The organism is Acidovorax sp. ACV01 (genome assembly GCF_014851495.1).
Lineage (GTDB): Bacteria > Pseudomonadota > Gammaproteobacteria > Burkholderiales > Burkholderiaceae_C > Acidovorax > Acidovorax radicis.
Genome location: NZ_JACUZT010000002.1, coordinates 776,198 through 790,374, shown reverse-complemented (window position 1 = coordinate 790,374; position 14,177 = coordinate 776,198). Strand labels below are relative to the sequence as shown.

Below are 14,177 nucleotides of genomic sequence, written 5' to 3'. Positions count from 1 at the left end.
GTTCCAGATTCAAGGAGAAGCCATGGACCAAATACAGGCCATGCGCATATTCGTGCGGGTGGTAGAGGCCGGCACGTTCACCCGGGCGGCCGATTCACTCTCGCTGCCCAAAGCCACGGTGACCAAGCACGTGCAAGCGCTGGAGGAGCGCCTGCGCGTGAAGCTGCTCAACCGCACCACACGCCGTGTGACGGTGACGCCCGACGGCGCGGCCTACTACGACCGCACCGTGCGCCTGCTGACCGACCTGGACGACATCGAGGCCAGCATGACCAACGCGCGGGCGAACCCGCGCGGGCGCCTGCGCATCGATGTGGGTACGGCAGTGGCGCAATTGCTGCTGATACCGCACCTGGCGGATTTCCACGCGCGCTATCCGGACATCCAGCTCGACCTGGGCGTGAGCGACCGCATCGTGGACCTGATTGGCGACAACGTGGACTGCGTGATCCGGGGCGGCGAGTTGAGCGACCAGTCGCTGGTGGCGCGGCGCATCGGCAATCTGGAATTCATCACCGTCGCATCGCCAGACTACCTGGCCCGCAAGGGCACACCCGCGCATCCACTGGAGATTGAGGAAAAGCACACCAGCCTGCTGTATTTCTCGCCCCATTCGGGCCGGCACTACCCGCTGGAGTTCCGCAAGGACACCGAGTCCATCGATATTTCAGGGCCCTACCAGTTGAGCGTCAACGAGGCCAATGCGTACGTGACCTCCCTGGTGGCAGGCCTGGGCATTGGCCAGATCACGAGTTTCCAGGCCGAACGGCACCTGAAGAGCGGGGCACTCGTGCAACTGCTGCCTCAATGGACGCAGCCCGTGCTGCCCGTGTACGTGGTCTACCCACCCAACCGCCACCTGAGCGCCAAGGTGCGGGCGTTCGTGGATTGGGCCGCTGAACTGTTCCGCAGCGAGGCCCATCTGCAGCGGTCCGGATGAGACGCTGCGGCCCTGCGGCTTTATGCTTGGGGCCATGAACGCCAACGAGCCCACCCCCATACCTGGTTCACCCGTCACCGAAGGCACGCCCGACGCTCCAGGCACCCCAGCCCCCCCGAGCCCTGCTGGCGCCCCGGCCAAGCAGCCACGCAACCCGCTGCACGGCGTGACGCTGGAAGCCATGGTGGTGGGACTGGCAGACTACTTTGGCTGGGACGAACTGGGGCAGCAGATCCCCATCCGGTGCTTTCAAATCGACCCCAGCGTGGGCTCCAGCCTCAAGTTTTTGCGCAAGACACCCTGGGCGCGCGAGAAGGTCGAAAGCCTGTATATCTTCATGCTGCGCGACCAGAGGCGCAACGCGCAGGAGTGACCGGCCGCGTGCCTGCGCCGCGCCACGGTCACCTTGCCCCGGCTCAGTCGCCCGAGGTCACCAGGAAATCGCGGCTGATGCCGCCCCCCAGGTCGTTCACCCGGTCCAGGAACTGCGTGAGAAAGGCATGCAGGCCCGTGGCCAGGATCTCGTCGATGCGGCCGTACTGCAGGTCGGCCAGCAGGCGCCCTGCCCTGCGGCTCGTTTCGGCGGACTGCCCGTTGGCCAGCACGGCCAGGTTGTCCACCACCTCGCGCAGGCAGGCGTGGAGCGAGCGGGGCATGTCGCGGCTCAGGATCAGCAGGTCGGCCACACGCCCCGGAGTGATCACATCGCGGTAGACCTTGCGGTACACCTCGAAGGCCGACACGCTGCGCAGGATGGCGCTCCAATGGTAGAAATCGCTCTCCTGGTTGCGGTCGCTGGCACGGCCAAAAAAATCATTCTTGACCGCATGGAACTTCACATCCAGCAGGCGCGCGGTGTTGTCGGCGCGCTCCAGAAACGTGCCCATGCGCAGGAAGTGAAAGGCCTCGTCCTGCAGCATGGTGCCTAGCACCACGCCCCGTGAGAGGTGCGAACGGTACTTCACCCATTCAAAAAACTGGCCCGGGTCACGCTCGAAGGCATCGCCCTCCAGCTGCCGGTGCAGCTCCAGCCAGGTCTGGTTCTTCGTCTCCCACACCTCGGTGGTCAACGCGCCCCGCACGGCCCGTGCGTTCTCGCGCGCGGCGCGCAGGCATGACAGGATGGACGAGGGATTGGTCCCATCGCGCACCATGAACTCCAGTACACGGGCGGGCGTCACCTCGCCATGCTTGGCGGTGTAGGCGGGGATCAGCTCGCTGATGGACAACAGCCCTTCCCAGCCTTTTTGCGCGACATCGGCAGCCTGCGGCAGCAGCGATGTTTCGTAGCTCACATTGAGCATTCTGGCGGTGTTCTCTGCCCGCTCGGTATAGCGGGACATCCAGAACAAATGGTCGGCAGTGCGGCTCAGCATGTTCAGATGCTCCCTTGCGATTGACTTTGCGACTGACCCTGGCCCTGCGACTGGGATTGCACGGCCTTGGGTTGCGCGGCAGGCGCACCCTCGCCCAGAACCCAGGTGTCTTTGGTGCCCCCGCCCTGCGACGAATTCACCACCAGCGAGCCCTCCTGCAGCGCCACACGCGTGAGGCCCCCAGCGGCCATCTGCACCTCGCGGCCGCTGAGCACGAAGGGACGCAGGTCGATATGGCGCGGGGCAATGCCGCTTTCCACATACGTGGGGCAGCTCGACAGGCTGAGCGTGGGCTGGGCGATGTAGCCCGCCGGGTTGGCCAGCAGCGCGCGGCGGAAGTCCTCGATCTCGGCCTGCGTGGCGGCCGGGCCGATCAGCATGCCGTAGCCGCCGGCGCCGTGCACTTCCTTGACGACCAGGTCCTTCAGGTTCGCCAGCACATGCTGCAGGTCGTCCTGCTTGCGGCACATCCAGGTGGGCACGTTCTTGAGGATGGGTTCCTGCCCCAGGTAGAAGCGAATCATCTCGGGCACATAGGGGTAGACCGACTTGTCGTCGGCGACACCGGTGCCCACTGCATTGCAGATGCCCACGTTGCCTGCGCGATAGGCCTCCATGAGGCCATGGCAGCCCAGCGTGGAATTGCGGCGGAACACCTGCGGATCGAGGAAGTCATCGTCCACGCGGCGGTAGATCACGTCCACCCGCTGCAGGCCGCGCGTGGTGCGCATGTAGACGAACTTGTCCTTGACGACCAGGTCCTGTCCCTCGACCAACTCCACACCCATCTGCTGCGCAAGGAAGGCGTGCTCAAAGTACGCGCTGTTGTGCATGCCAGGCGTGAGCACCACCACCGTCGGCTCGTCGGCCGCAGCGGGGGCACTGGCGCGCAGGGTCTCGAGCAACATGTCGGGGTAGTGGGCCACGGGCGCCACCTTGTGCAGGCTGAACAGGTCGGGGAACAGCCGCATCATCATCTTGCGGTTTTCGAGCATGTAGCTCACGCCGCTGGGCACGCGCAGGTTGTCTTCGAGCACGTAGTACTCGCCTTCGCCCTTTTCATTGGGCGCTCGAACGATGTCGATGCCCGCGATGTGCGCGTAGATGTTCTGCGGCACCTGCACGCCGGCCATCTCGGGCCGGTACTGCGCGTTGTTGAGGATGAGGTCGGCGGGCACGATGCCGGCGCGGATGATGTCCTGGCCGTGGTACACGTCGTGGATGAAGCGGTTGAGCGCCGTGACCCGCTGCACCAGCCCTTGCTGCATGCTGCTCCACTCATGGGCCGGAATGATGCGCGGGATCAGGTCAAACGGAATCAACCGCTCGTTGCCCGCGCCGCCCTCGTCCTTCGCGCCATAGACGGCGAAGGTGATGCCCACACGCCGGAAGATCATCTCGGCTTCGGCCCGGCGGGCCTGCATCACATCAGGGGGCTGTTTGCTCAACCACTGCGCATAGCGCTTGTAGTGTTCCCGCACATCGCTGCCATCAAAAGGCAGCATGGCGTACATCTCGTCAAATTTCTGCATGAACTGGCCTCCTGGTAATAGGATAGCAAGTTGCGCGCCCACACTTCCGAAACAGCCATCTATGGAGCTGCGCCATCCCGTCCGATCACTCCGTCCGGGGTGCCATCTGATGTTGCCAATACCGTCGGCCCGTATCGCGCTCGCACCCCACCGCTGCAGGCGTTGACGACGCCCACGTCGCGGCGCCGCAGCGTGAAGACTCCACCACCTCAACGCCGCGCGCACGGTAGCGCTGCAACACTTCGGGGGCCGGATGGCCAAACCGGTTGCGGTACCCGGCTTGCACCAAAGCAGTGCGTGGCTGGACAGCATCCAGAAACGCCGGCGATGACGATGTTTTGCTGCCGTGGTGTGGCACCAGCAGCAGGTCGGCACGCAGCGCCGCACCGCGCGCCAACAGGGCCTGCTCCTGCGGGGTTTCGATGTCACCCACCAGCAACGCCACCGGCGCCGACGCCACCGCCCCGCTGGCCGCGATGCGCAGCACACAGCTCAACGCATTGGGGCGCAAGGTGCGCGCAGCCACCGCGTCGTCCGGCTGCGGATGCGGGTGCAGCACCTCGAAAACGACACCATCCCACTCCCAGCGCTGGCCCGCCAGGCAGGGGCGAACCGGGCGCAGAGCCTGCAAGGTGTGCTCGGCCTCGATCGACCCCACCAGCGCGGCATGCGGCTGCTGCGCCAGCACCGCCGCCGCACCGCCCGTGTGGTCGGCATCGCGGTGGCTGAGCATGAGCGTGTCCACGCGCTCCCCCAGTGCCCGCAGCAGCGGCACGAGCACGCGGTGGCCCGCGTCGCTCTCGCGGCTGAAACGCGGCCCCGCGTCGTACAGCAGCGTGTGGGTGGCGGTGCGCACCAGCACCGCGTTGCCTTGGCCGATGTCGGCGGCCAGCAGTTCAAACTGCCCTGCCGCCGGGCGCACCGGCTGCCACCACAGGGCGGGCCACAGCAGCGGAAGTGCCAGCAGGCGCAACCGCCAGGGCAGGCGTGTGGCCAGCAGCGCGCCCCCCGCCACGGCCAGCATGCCCGCCCACAACGGCGCTGCAGGCAGGAAGACCACGGCCCAGGGCCACTGCGCCAGCCATTGCAGCAAGCTTGCCAACGGCTGCAGGCTGAGGGCGGCCAGATTCCACAAGGGCGCCCACAGCACGCCACCCAGAGCCAGCGGGGTGACCACCAGGGTGACCCAGGGAATAGCCACCAGGTTGGCGGCAAAGCCCACCACGGACACCTGGCCAAACAGCAACAGGGTCAGGGGCGTAAGCGCCAGCGTCACCACCCACTGCTCCCGAATTAGTGCATAAAAATGGCGTTTTACGCTTGATGGATAAGCGCTAACAGCTACCGTATTTGTAGCAAACAAAATACCCACAGCGACAAAGCTCAGCCAGAAGCCCGCCTGCGCCAGCGCCCACGGGTCTGCCACCACCACGGCCGCACATGCCCACAACCACACCTGCGGCCACGGCCAGCGGCGGCCGCTGAGTTGCAGCACGGCAATGGCGGCCAGCATGATCACGGTGCGCTGCGCGGGTACACCCCAGCCGCTGAACAGCGCGTAGGCCGCTGCCAGCACCACCCCGGCGGCCAGTGCTGCCGAGGGCGCGGGCACCGCCAGGCACAGCCGGGTGGAGCGCCGCCACAGCACCCCCACCATCAGCGCAGCCAGCCAGGCAAACAAGGTGATGTGAAGCCCCGAGATGCTCATCAAATGCGCCACCCCCGTGGCGCGGAACACATCCCAGTCGGCGCGGTCGATGGCGCGCTGGTCACCCGTCACCAGGGCCACCACCACACCCGCGATGCGCGCGCGGGCCGGGTCGTCGCCATTCACATCGCGGGCCAGGCGCTCCAGGATCGCATCGCGCACCGACTGCCGCACCCGCTCCACAGGATGCCGCCAGGTCGCGGCCAAAAGCTCTGGCGGCTCGTCTTTGGGCCCCGCGCGCACGTAGCCCGTGGCCTGCACGCCCTGCTCCCACATCCACAGCTCGTAATCAAAACCATGCGGGTTGCGCAGGCCGTGCGGCGCTTTGAGGCGCACTGTCAGGGCCCAGCGGTCACCGGCTTTCAGGGCTGGCGGGGGGCGCTGCAGGTCCAGCGCCCCTGCCGCATCGCGGAACGGGCCACCGTACCAGGCCACGTCGATGCGCGGCGGCAGCTGCACCGGGGCACCGTTCAGGCGCGCGGCCTCAACGTCCACGCGGATGCGGGTGCCAGCTTCGTTGGTCTGGGGCATGGCCGCCACCACCCCGGTCACGCGGATGTCCTGGCCTTCCAGCGCGGGCGCGAGCCCGTGGCCCGCATAGTCCACTGCGCGCAATCCACACAGGGCGAACATCGCCAGCACCCCCGCGCCCAGCGCCAGCGCTGCGGCCGGCGCAGCAGCCCCTGTCGCTACCGCACGGCGGCTTCTGGAGGCTGCCCGCGCGCACCAGCCCACCACACAGGCGGCCACCAAGATCACCCCATAGGCCCCTCCTGGCCACAACGCCGGCTGCTGCAGCTGCAGCGCTGCCCCGAAAACCGCGCCCAGCAGCCACGCGGGCAACCGCCAGGGCGTGGCGGCGGCCACCGCAGGGCTTGCATCGACCACGCTACCGTCCGGGCCCGTGTGGACTGAGGAAACGGCATTAGAGGCGCTTATGGCGGGCATGGGCTGATGCTAATGCGGCTCCAGGGGGCTGGCCGCTGGATTCTGCACACCGGGCTGTGTAACACTCGCGGCCATCCGGGCGCGGCCGGGCGACCCAGCCACCCCTGCGGGCCTTGTCGGCATTGCGGACATCGGTCAGTGCCCACCCTTCACCTTCACGTCACACCAAGGAAGACCATGAGCGTTTACGACAAGCTGAAAGAACTCAACATCACCCTGCCGCCGGTGTCGGTGCCCGCTGCCGCCTATGTGGCCTATGTGCAAACGGGCAATCTGGTGTTCCTGTCGGGCCACATCGCACGCAAGGACGGCAAGCCCTGGGCCGCCCAGTTCGGTCGCGATATCGGCACTGAAGAAGGCAAGGAAGCCGCACGCGCGGTGGCCATTGATCTCATGGGCACGCTGCAGGCAGCCTGTGGCGGCGACCTGAACCGCGTCAAGCGCATCGTCAAGGTCATGAGCCTGGTGAACTCCACGGGTGACTTCACCGAGCAGCACCTGGTGACCAACGGCGCCAGCGAACTGCTGGGCCAGGTCTTTGGCGAAAAGGGTGTGCACGCCCGCAGCGCTTTTGGCGTGGCGCAGATCCCCATGGGCGCCTGCGTGGAAATCGAGCTGATCGCCGAACTGGCCTGACAGACCACGTGCTCCACAAAAAACCCCAGGGCATGGTTGCCATGGGGTTTTTGTTTTCCGCGCAAGGCGGCGGTGGATGGAGCCTCCCGCCCCCTGGCAGACCGCGCGTCAACAAGTCAGAAGGATTCCCAATCCTCTTCCGCCCCCTGGGCCACCACCGGCTTGCGGCCGGCGGGTACAGGTGCGGCAGATACCTTGGCCACCGCCGTGGCGGAAACGGGCGCCCTGGCCACGGCGGGGCGGGCACCGTGCCCCGCCGTCTTCGCGCCTGAACCCGTTGTAGGCCGTGCGGACGCAGCTGGGGCAGCTGGAGCGGCGGCGGCGACAGGTACCTGCGGCCGCTGGGCAGCCGTGGCGCGCGCCGCACCAATGGCCGCCTGCGCAGGCCCATAGCTGGCGGCATTCACCTTGAACATCGACACCTCGCGCGCAAGGTGGTCCGCCTGCTCGCGCAGGCTCTGGGCAGCGGCGGCGCTCTCTTCCACCAGCGCCGCATTCTGCTGCGTCATCTGGTCGAGGTTGCTGATCGCCTTGTTGACCTGGGAGACGCCAGCACTCTGCTCGGACGATGCCGCCGTGATCTCGCCAATCATGTCGGTCACGCGCTGCACCGACTGCACGATGTCGGTCATGGTAGTGCCAGCGTCCGACACCAGCCTCGACCCCGTTTCCACCTTTTCCACTGACGCGCTGATGAGCTGCTTGATCTCCTTGGCGGCCTCGGCGCTGCGCTGGGCGAGGCTGCGTACCTCGCTGGCCACCACGGCGAACCCCCGGCCCTGCTCACCTGCACGCGCGGCCTCCACGGCGGCGTTGAGCGCAAGGATGTTGGTCTGGAATGCAATGCCATCAATCACGCCAATGATGTCCGCAATCTTCTTGCTGCTGTGGTTGATGTCCTCCATCGTGGCCACCACCTGGGTCACCACCTCGCCGCCCCGGCGCGCCACGCCGGTGGCTCCCGCCGCCAGGCTGCTGGCCTGCTGGGCACTGCCTGCGCTTTGCTGAATGGTGCTGGTGAACTGCTCCATGGCGGCAGCCGTCTCCTGCAGGTTGCTGGAGGTCTGCTCGGTGCGGGCCGACAGGTCATGGTTGCCGGTGGCGATCTCGGCGCTGGCGATGGCAATGCTGTCCGTGCTCTGGCGCACCTGGTGCACCATGCGCCCCAGCGCGCTGCTCATGGTGTAGAGCGAGCGCAGCAAGTCGCCAAATTCATCGCCCCGGGTCACTGACTCCTGCATGCTCAGATCACCGCCCGCAATGCGTTCGGCCAGCCCGTTCGCCTGCGCAAGCGGCCGCTGGATGCTGCCAATCAGGTAGTAGGCCCCCACGATGATGGCCAGCAGCAGCAGGCCCACGGCGACAGCCGCGATCTTGACGGTAAGCATGCGCGATGCCGCCATCTCCTGCTGCTTGGCGACCGCGCCCTGCTGCTGCTGCTGCACAAAGTCGCGCAGGGTTTGCAGGTAAGTGGCCACGGCCGGGTTGTAGGACTGCTTGACCAGGGCCACGGCCTGGTCCTGTTGCCCGTCCGCCTTGAGCTTGCGGGCCTGGCCGCGCAGGTCGATCATGGTTTTGCGGGCTTCGGCGATCTTGGCCATCTGCGCCTTGTCGGCATCGGACAGCGCCATGGCCTCCAGCGACTTCTGCACCTCGCTGATCTGCGCGCTGGTGGCGGCAATCACGTCCTTGAATTCGGCCTCCACCGCCGCATCGCTGCTGACGATGAGCGCCTGGGTCCGTGCGGCGTTGGTTTCGGTGAGGCCCGACCATCGGATCGCCGCCTGCACGCGCGCCTCGCTGTCCCGGGCTACCGCATCGGCCTGGGCTTGCACTTTGACAGACCGGTAGCCTGAGAACCCCACCACGGCGACGAGCAGAACCACAATCAGAATCACTGCCAGCCAGAGCTTGTGAGCCATCCGAAAGTTCGTGGGCATGGTTGTCTCCTGAAGCGTGTGTTTGCGTACAGATGTTGCGCGCTTTTGCACGATTGCACAAACTCTGTCACAACACATCAGGGTCTGCCCTGCCTGCACTGCCCCATCAGGGGCCACGCGTGGAGCCATGCCAGCGGCAACATCCATCCACCATTGGTCTGGGGCGAATGCCCCCAGCCCCATCACCAGTGCAGTGCCTCACGAAAAGATCTGTGCCGATCAGGGCGTCGATGTCCACGACGGCCCCCATTGGCCCACATTTCGCGCGCGGACAACACCCTACCGGGGTCGGGTTCCCGCGCAGCGGCGAAGCCATCAAACTGGCCTAATTCATTTTCAAAGGCCAATGACTCCATGACTTCCTGCAAGCTCCACCGCACGTGCCTCGGCGCCACCCTCCTGATCGCATTGGGCCTGTCTGGATGTGCCGCCACCATCAGCCAGGAGGGCCTGGAGCAGCGTACCTCCGTGGCGATTGGCCGCCAGGTGGGCGCCTTCACCATCACCAACAAGAGCGAAGAAACCGGCGGGCGCATCAACTACACCGCCAAGACCACCGACGGGGCCACCTACCAGTGCTACATGTACTCGGCCACGGGGTTCCAGAAAGCCATGTCGTTCGGGCAGACGCCGAATTCGGATGCCATCTGCACGCCGATGGCCGGCAAGGCGGCAGCACCTGCGGCCGCCTCGGCCTCCTGCAACGCGCTCAGCAAAGCCGCCGGCAAATGCTGAAGCCTTGATCCGGACAGGGCAACCGGCCGTCAGGCCGCGGTGCCCAGAAAGGCCTCGAAAAGCGCCAGTTCCTCGTCCAGCGCGCGCCGAAAACCCGCATCGCGTGGAGGCCGGCCAGCCACAAATCCCAACTCATGCCGCAGTTGCCCGCGCTCCACGCGCAGGTTCGCCCAACCCACCATCTGTTCCCCCCACAGCACGGGCAACGCATAGTGGCCCATGGTGCGCCTGGGGGCCGGCACATACGCTTCGAACCGGTACGCCCAGCCCCACAGCATCTCGAAACGGCGGCGGTCCCAGACCACGGGATCGAACGGTGCCAGCAGCCGCACGCCCGGGTCTGGCTGGTGGCGGCGTGAGACCGGGTTTTCGTTGGCGGGCCAGAACCAGGTCGTTCCGCCCACCACCGCATGACCGTAGCGCAAATGCGCGGCCTTGGCCACCGCGCGCGCCTCGGCCGCCAGTTGCGGTGCGCCGTAGCGCAGTAGCGTGACCAGGTAGCCCAGGCTGGAGGCGGGCAGCGGGGCGTACAGTGCCACGATGCGATCGACCAGGGCTTCGGCGCGCGCCAGGCGCGCGGCGGGGCTGGCATCCTGCGCGGGGTGCTCCATCGGCGCATACACCCGGGTGCCCGATTCGCGGCGGCACACCCGCAGCCAGCCATGGTGGTGCATGGCATCCAGCAGGCGGGTGCTCGCGTTGAGCTCTCCGCCCCAGTAGCCCGCCACGCGGCCGTGGTGTGCAAACGCCTCGCTGACCTCACGTGGGTGCACCACGCCCCGCTCCTGCACAAATGCCAGCACCTCGCGCGCACGCTCGGTGGTCACGGCATCCCAGGGCCGGCGCGGCGTGCGTGGATGCAGCAGCGCCAGCATCTCGCGCGAGACGAAGCCATAGTTGACGAAAGCGTCTTCCTCGATGCCCAACCGCTCATAGCGGCGCTCCAGGTCCCCTGCGCGGTAGCCGCGCACCCGCATGCGCAAAATCAGATCCTGTGCCCGTGCGGGCGCCCGCATCGGGTCGGCCTGCACAAAACCAAGCTTGCGAATCGCGCCGGGCAGCGTCAGTGGTTTGAACAGGCTGCGCGCAATCGCGTAGCGGCGCAGCTCATCCAGCGTGGGTGAGTTGCGCGCCACACCCTTACTCCACCCGCGTCACCGCGTTGGGTTTGAAGCCCAGGTCTGCCGCCTTGCCCTTGCGGCCGCGCGCAGCACGGGCGTTGTTCAGGCTGCGAATCTCCAGCGTCTCATCGCGCACCTTGCCGCCCCGGCCAATGCCATCGAGGCGAATGCTGCGCGTGTAGGCTGCAGCGCCTGCGAGCTGGTCTTTGTCTTCCAGGTCGATCAGCATCAGGCCCCGGCCGCCGTTGGCCATGGTTTTCAGCTCGGTGATCTCGAACGTGAGGATGCGCCCGCCCGTGGAGGCACAGGCCACGTGCGTAGCAGGCAGCACCGGCTTGCTGCCCGTGGTGCCCGCCGCGTGCGAAGGCACACACACGGCTTCACCCTCGCCCAGCGTGAGGAAGGTCTTGCCGCCCTTCTGGCGCGAGACCATGTTCTCGACCGCCGCCAGAAAGCCGTAGCCGCCCGAGTTGGATAACAGCAGCGTGGCGTTGGCGGGCCCCGCAAAGTAGTGCATCAGCTGCGTGCCCGCTTCCAGTTCGATGAGCGTGGTCACGGGCTGGCCATCGCCACGCGCGCCGGGCAGCAGCGACACGGCCACCGAATACACGCGGCCGTTGCTGCCAAAGGCCAGCAGGGTATCGACCGTGCGGCACTCGAACGTGCCATACAGCCCGTCGCCCGCCTTGAAGGCAAAACTGGCGGCCTCGTGCCCGTGGCCGGTGCGTGCACGCACCCAGCCTTTTTCCGAAACAACCACCGTGACGGGCTCGTCCACCACCTTCACTTCGGCCACGGCCTTCTTCTCGGCCTGGATGAGTGTGCGGCGCGCGTCGGCAAAGGTCTTGGCATCCTGCTCGATCTCCTTGACCATGGTGCGGCGCAGCGAGCCAGGGTTGTTCAGGATGTCTTCGAGCTTGCCCTGGCTTTCGCGCAGTTCTTTCAGCTCCTGCTCGATCTTGATCGCTTCAAGCCGCGCGAGCTGGCGCAGGCGGATTTCAAGGATGTCCTCGGCCTGCCGGTCGCTGAGGTTGAAGCGCGCGATCAGCGCCGCCTTGGGCTCGTCGGCCTGGCGGATGATGGCAATCACCTCATCGATGTTGAGCAGGACAATCTGCCGCCCTTCGAGGATGTGGATGCGCTCCAGCACCTTGTTCAAACGGTGCTGCGTGCGGCGGGTGATGGTGGTCTGGCGGAAGGCAATCCACTCTTCCAGCATCTGCCGCAGGGATTTTTGGGTGGGTCGGCCATCGAGCCCCACCATCGTGAGGTTGATGGGGGCCGAGGATTCGAGGCTGGTGTGGGCCAGCAGCGCGGTGATCAGTTCCTGCTGCGGGGTCTTGCCCGTCTTGGGCTCGAACACCAAACGCACGGGCGCGTCTTTGCTCGACTCGTCACGCACCACGTCCAGCACGGCCAGCATGCTGGCCTTCAGTTGCGTCTGGTCCTGGCTCAGGGCCTTCTTGCCCGCCTTCACCTTGGGGTTGGTGATTTCCTCGATCTCTTCGAGCACCTTTTGCGTGCTCACGCCGGGTGGCAACTCGTTGACCACCAGCTGCCACTGGCCACGCGCCATGTCTTCGATCTTCCAGCGCGCGCGCACCTTGAGGCTGCCCCGGCCCGTGCGGTAGGCATCGGCAATGTCGGAGGCAGCACTGATGATCTGGCCGCCACCGGGGTAGTCCGGTCCGGGCACGATGGCCAGCAGTTCTTCCTGGCTGAGCGACGGCGTCTTGATGAGCGCAACGCAGGCGTCGGCAATTTCGCGCAGGTTATGGCTCGGGATTTCGGTGGCAAGGCCCACGGCAATGCCGCTGGCGCCATTGAGCAGCGCGAACGGCAGGCGTGCGGGCAGCTGGCGCGGCTCCTCGGTGCTACCGTCGTAGTTGGGCATGAAATCGACCGTGCCTTCGTCGATTTCATCCAGCAGCAGGCTGGTGATGCGCGACAGGCGGGCCTCGGTGTAGCGCATGGCCGCTGCGCCGTCGCCGTCGCGGCTGCCGAAGTTGCCTTGGCCGTCGATCAGCGGGTAGCGCTGGGCAAAGTCCTGCGCCATGCGCACCAGTGCGTCGTAAGCCGACTGGTCGCCGTGCGGGTGGAAGCGGCCCAGCACATCGCCCACCACACGGGCGCTCTTGACCGGCTTGGCCGCCGCGCTGCGCGTGGGGCCGCTGTAGCCCAGGCCCATGCGGTCCATCGAATACAGGATGCGCCGCTGCACGGGCTTGAGGCCGTCGCACACATCGGGCAGCGCACGGCCCTTGACGACCGACAGCGCGTACTCCAGGTAGGCGCGCTGGGCGTAGCCGGCCAGGCCCAGGGAGTCGCCCCCGTCGTCGCCTGCGGTGGTGAAATCGAGAGTGGGTTGGTCGCTCATTCGTTGGATACAGTTTCTGGGTTCACGTTCTGGGGGGCGCTGCGGGTCTGCGCCACGCGGGTGGGCGGCAGGTTGCCCCGGTTCTGCGCGCCGCCCGAAAGCTCCATGCGCACGCGGCCCGGCACGGCCCGTTGCGCCAGCACCGGGGCTGGGGGCTTGAGCTGGGCATACAGACCCAGCACCGTGCGCACATAGTTCTGCGTTTCCTTGAAGGCTGGAATCTGGTTGCCCGCGCGCTGCACGGCGCCTTCGCCAGCGTTGTAGGCGGCAACAGCCAGGTCCATGCGGCCTGGAAACAGGTCCAGCAGGTGGCGCAGGTAGCGCGTGCCGGTGGGCACGTTCACGGCCGGGTCGGCCAGCTTTTGCTCCACCGTGCGTTTTGCATCCGTGCTCACGCCAAACCGGTGGGCCGTGGCGGGCATCACCTGCATCAGCCCCACGGCACCCTTAGGCGACACGGCAGTGGCGTCAAAACCGGACTCGGTCGCGATGACGGCCTGCAGCAATTCGTAGTCCACACCGTGTTTGCTGGACGCAGCACGCAGGTGGTGTTTGACCCTCTTGTAGTCGGGCGCGATGTCAAAAAAAGCCAGCAACCGCGCACCCGCTGCAGGCAGCGCATAGGGCATGGGCGGGGCCTTGGCGGGTGCATCCCGGGTCGAGTCAAAGTCGTTGCCACGAAAAAACAGCTGGTAGCGCGCATCGATCTGCTCGGCGGCAAAGTGCGTCACGCCGCGCTCGTCCACGTGCGCCCACAGGTCCGCATGGGCCACTTGCTGCACAAAACATAGCAGCATACCCAATACAGACAAGCGCAGGGCACTGTTTTTAAGGGGGTTTTTCATCACAAACACCGGGCGGAGC

General features: G+C 66.6%; 11 protein-coding genes. 4 read left to right on the top strand and 7 right to left on the bottom strand.

Annotation, left to right across the window (positions count from 1 at the left end):
- The first annotated feature begins 22 nt into the window (after positions 1-22).
- Positions 23-940 carry a LysR family transcriptional regulator gene (locus tag IB243_RS08170; protein ID WP_010464030.1) on the top strand — a complete coding sequence of 306 codons (918 nt, stop codon included), beginning with the start codon at positions 23-25 and terminating at the stop codon, positions 938-940.
- 34 nt (positions 941-974) lie between these two features.
- Positions 975-1,313: a VF530 family DNA-binding protein gene (locus IB243_RS08165; RefSeq protein WP_192426176.1), complete on the top strand. Its 339-nt coding sequence runs from the start codon at positions 975-977 to the stop codon at positions 1,311-1,313.
- 43 nt (positions 1,314-1,356) lie between these two features.
- On the opposite strand, the gene IB243_RS08160 is transcribed toward IB243_RS08165, so the two are convergent.
- From IB243_RS08160 to IB243_RS08150, 3 genes are all read right to left on the bottom strand, one after another.
- The gene (locus tag IB243_RS08160; protein WP_010464028.1) at positions 1,357-2,316 is read right to left on the bottom strand and encodes an alpha-E domain-containing protein; all 960 of its coding nucleotides are present in this window, start codon (positions 2,314-2,316) and stop codon (positions 1,357-1,359) included.
- Between the two features lie 2 nt (positions 2,317-2,318).
- Positions 2,319-3,848, bottom strand: coding sequence for a circularly permuted type 2 ATP-grasp protein (locus IB243_RS08155; protein ID WP_192426174.1), 1,530 nt, complete (start codon positions 3,846-3,848; stop codon positions 2,319-2,321).
- 85 nt (positions 3,849-3,933) lie between these two features.
- Positions 3,934-6,504 carry a DNA internalization-related competence protein ComEC/Rec2 gene (locus tag IB243_RS08150; RefSeq protein ID WP_225584799.1) on the bottom strand — a complete coding sequence of 857 codons (2,571 nt, stop codon included), beginning with the start codon at positions 6,502-6,504 and terminating at the stop codon, positions 3,934-3,936.
- Positions 6,505-6,681: 177 nt separating this feature from the next.
- On the opposite strand from IB243_RS08150, the gene IB243_RS08145 reads away from it, so the two are divergent.
- Positions 6,682-7,140 (top strand): RidA family protein, encoded by a 459-nt coding sequence (locus IB243_RS08145; RefSeq protein WP_192426173.1) that lies wholly within the window; start codon positions 6,682-6,684, stop codon positions 7,138-7,140.
- A 116-nt stretch (positions 7,141-7,256) separates the two neighbouring features.
- Here IB243_RS08145 and IB243_RS08140 read toward each other — a convergent pair whose 3' ends face one another.
- The gene (locus IB243_RS08140) at positions 7,257-9,080 is read right to left on the bottom strand and encodes a methyl-accepting chemotaxis protein (protein ID WP_192426172.1); all 1,824 of its coding nucleotides are present in this window, start codon (positions 9,078-9,080) and stop codon (positions 7,257-7,259) included.
- A gap of 354 nt (positions 9,081-9,434) precedes the next feature.
- Here IB243_RS08140 and IB243_RS08135 point away from each other — a divergent pair, with 354 nt between their 5' ends.
- Positions 9,435-9,815 carry a hypothetical protein gene (locus IB243_RS08135; RefSeq protein ID WP_057227002.1) on the top strand — a complete coding sequence of 127 codons (381 nt, stop codon included), beginning with the start codon at positions 9,435-9,437 and terminating at the stop codon, positions 9,813-9,815.
- Positions 9,816-9,844: 29 nt separating this feature from the next.
- Here IB243_RS08135 and IB243_RS08130 read toward each other — a convergent pair whose 3' ends face one another.
- From IB243_RS08130 to IB243_RS08120, 3 genes are read right to left on the bottom strand one after another with little or no spacing between them, the layout of a single operon-like run.
- On the bottom strand, positions 9,845-10,951 hold the full coding sequence (locus tag IB243_RS08130; protein ID WP_192426171.1) for a DNA glycosylase AlkZ-like family protein: 1,107 nt from the start codon (positions 10,949-10,951) through the stop codon (positions 9,845-9,847).
- A gap of 4 nt (positions 10,952-10,955) precedes the next feature.
- Complete coding sequence (gene parC / locus IB243_RS08125) at positions 10,956-13,313, bottom strand: DNA topoisomerase IV subunit A (RefSeq protein WP_192426170.1); 2,358 nt, start codon at positions 13,311-13,313, stop codon at positions 10,956-10,958.
- Positions 13,310-14,158, bottom strand: coding sequence for a lytic transglycosylase domain-containing protein (locus IB243_RS08120; RefSeq protein ID WP_370540322.1), 849 nt, complete (start codon positions 14,156-14,158; stop codon positions 13,310-13,312). Before IB243_RS08120 ends, parC begins: the two co-directional genes overlap by 4 nt.
- Positions 14,159-14,177 lie beyond the last annotated feature (19 nt).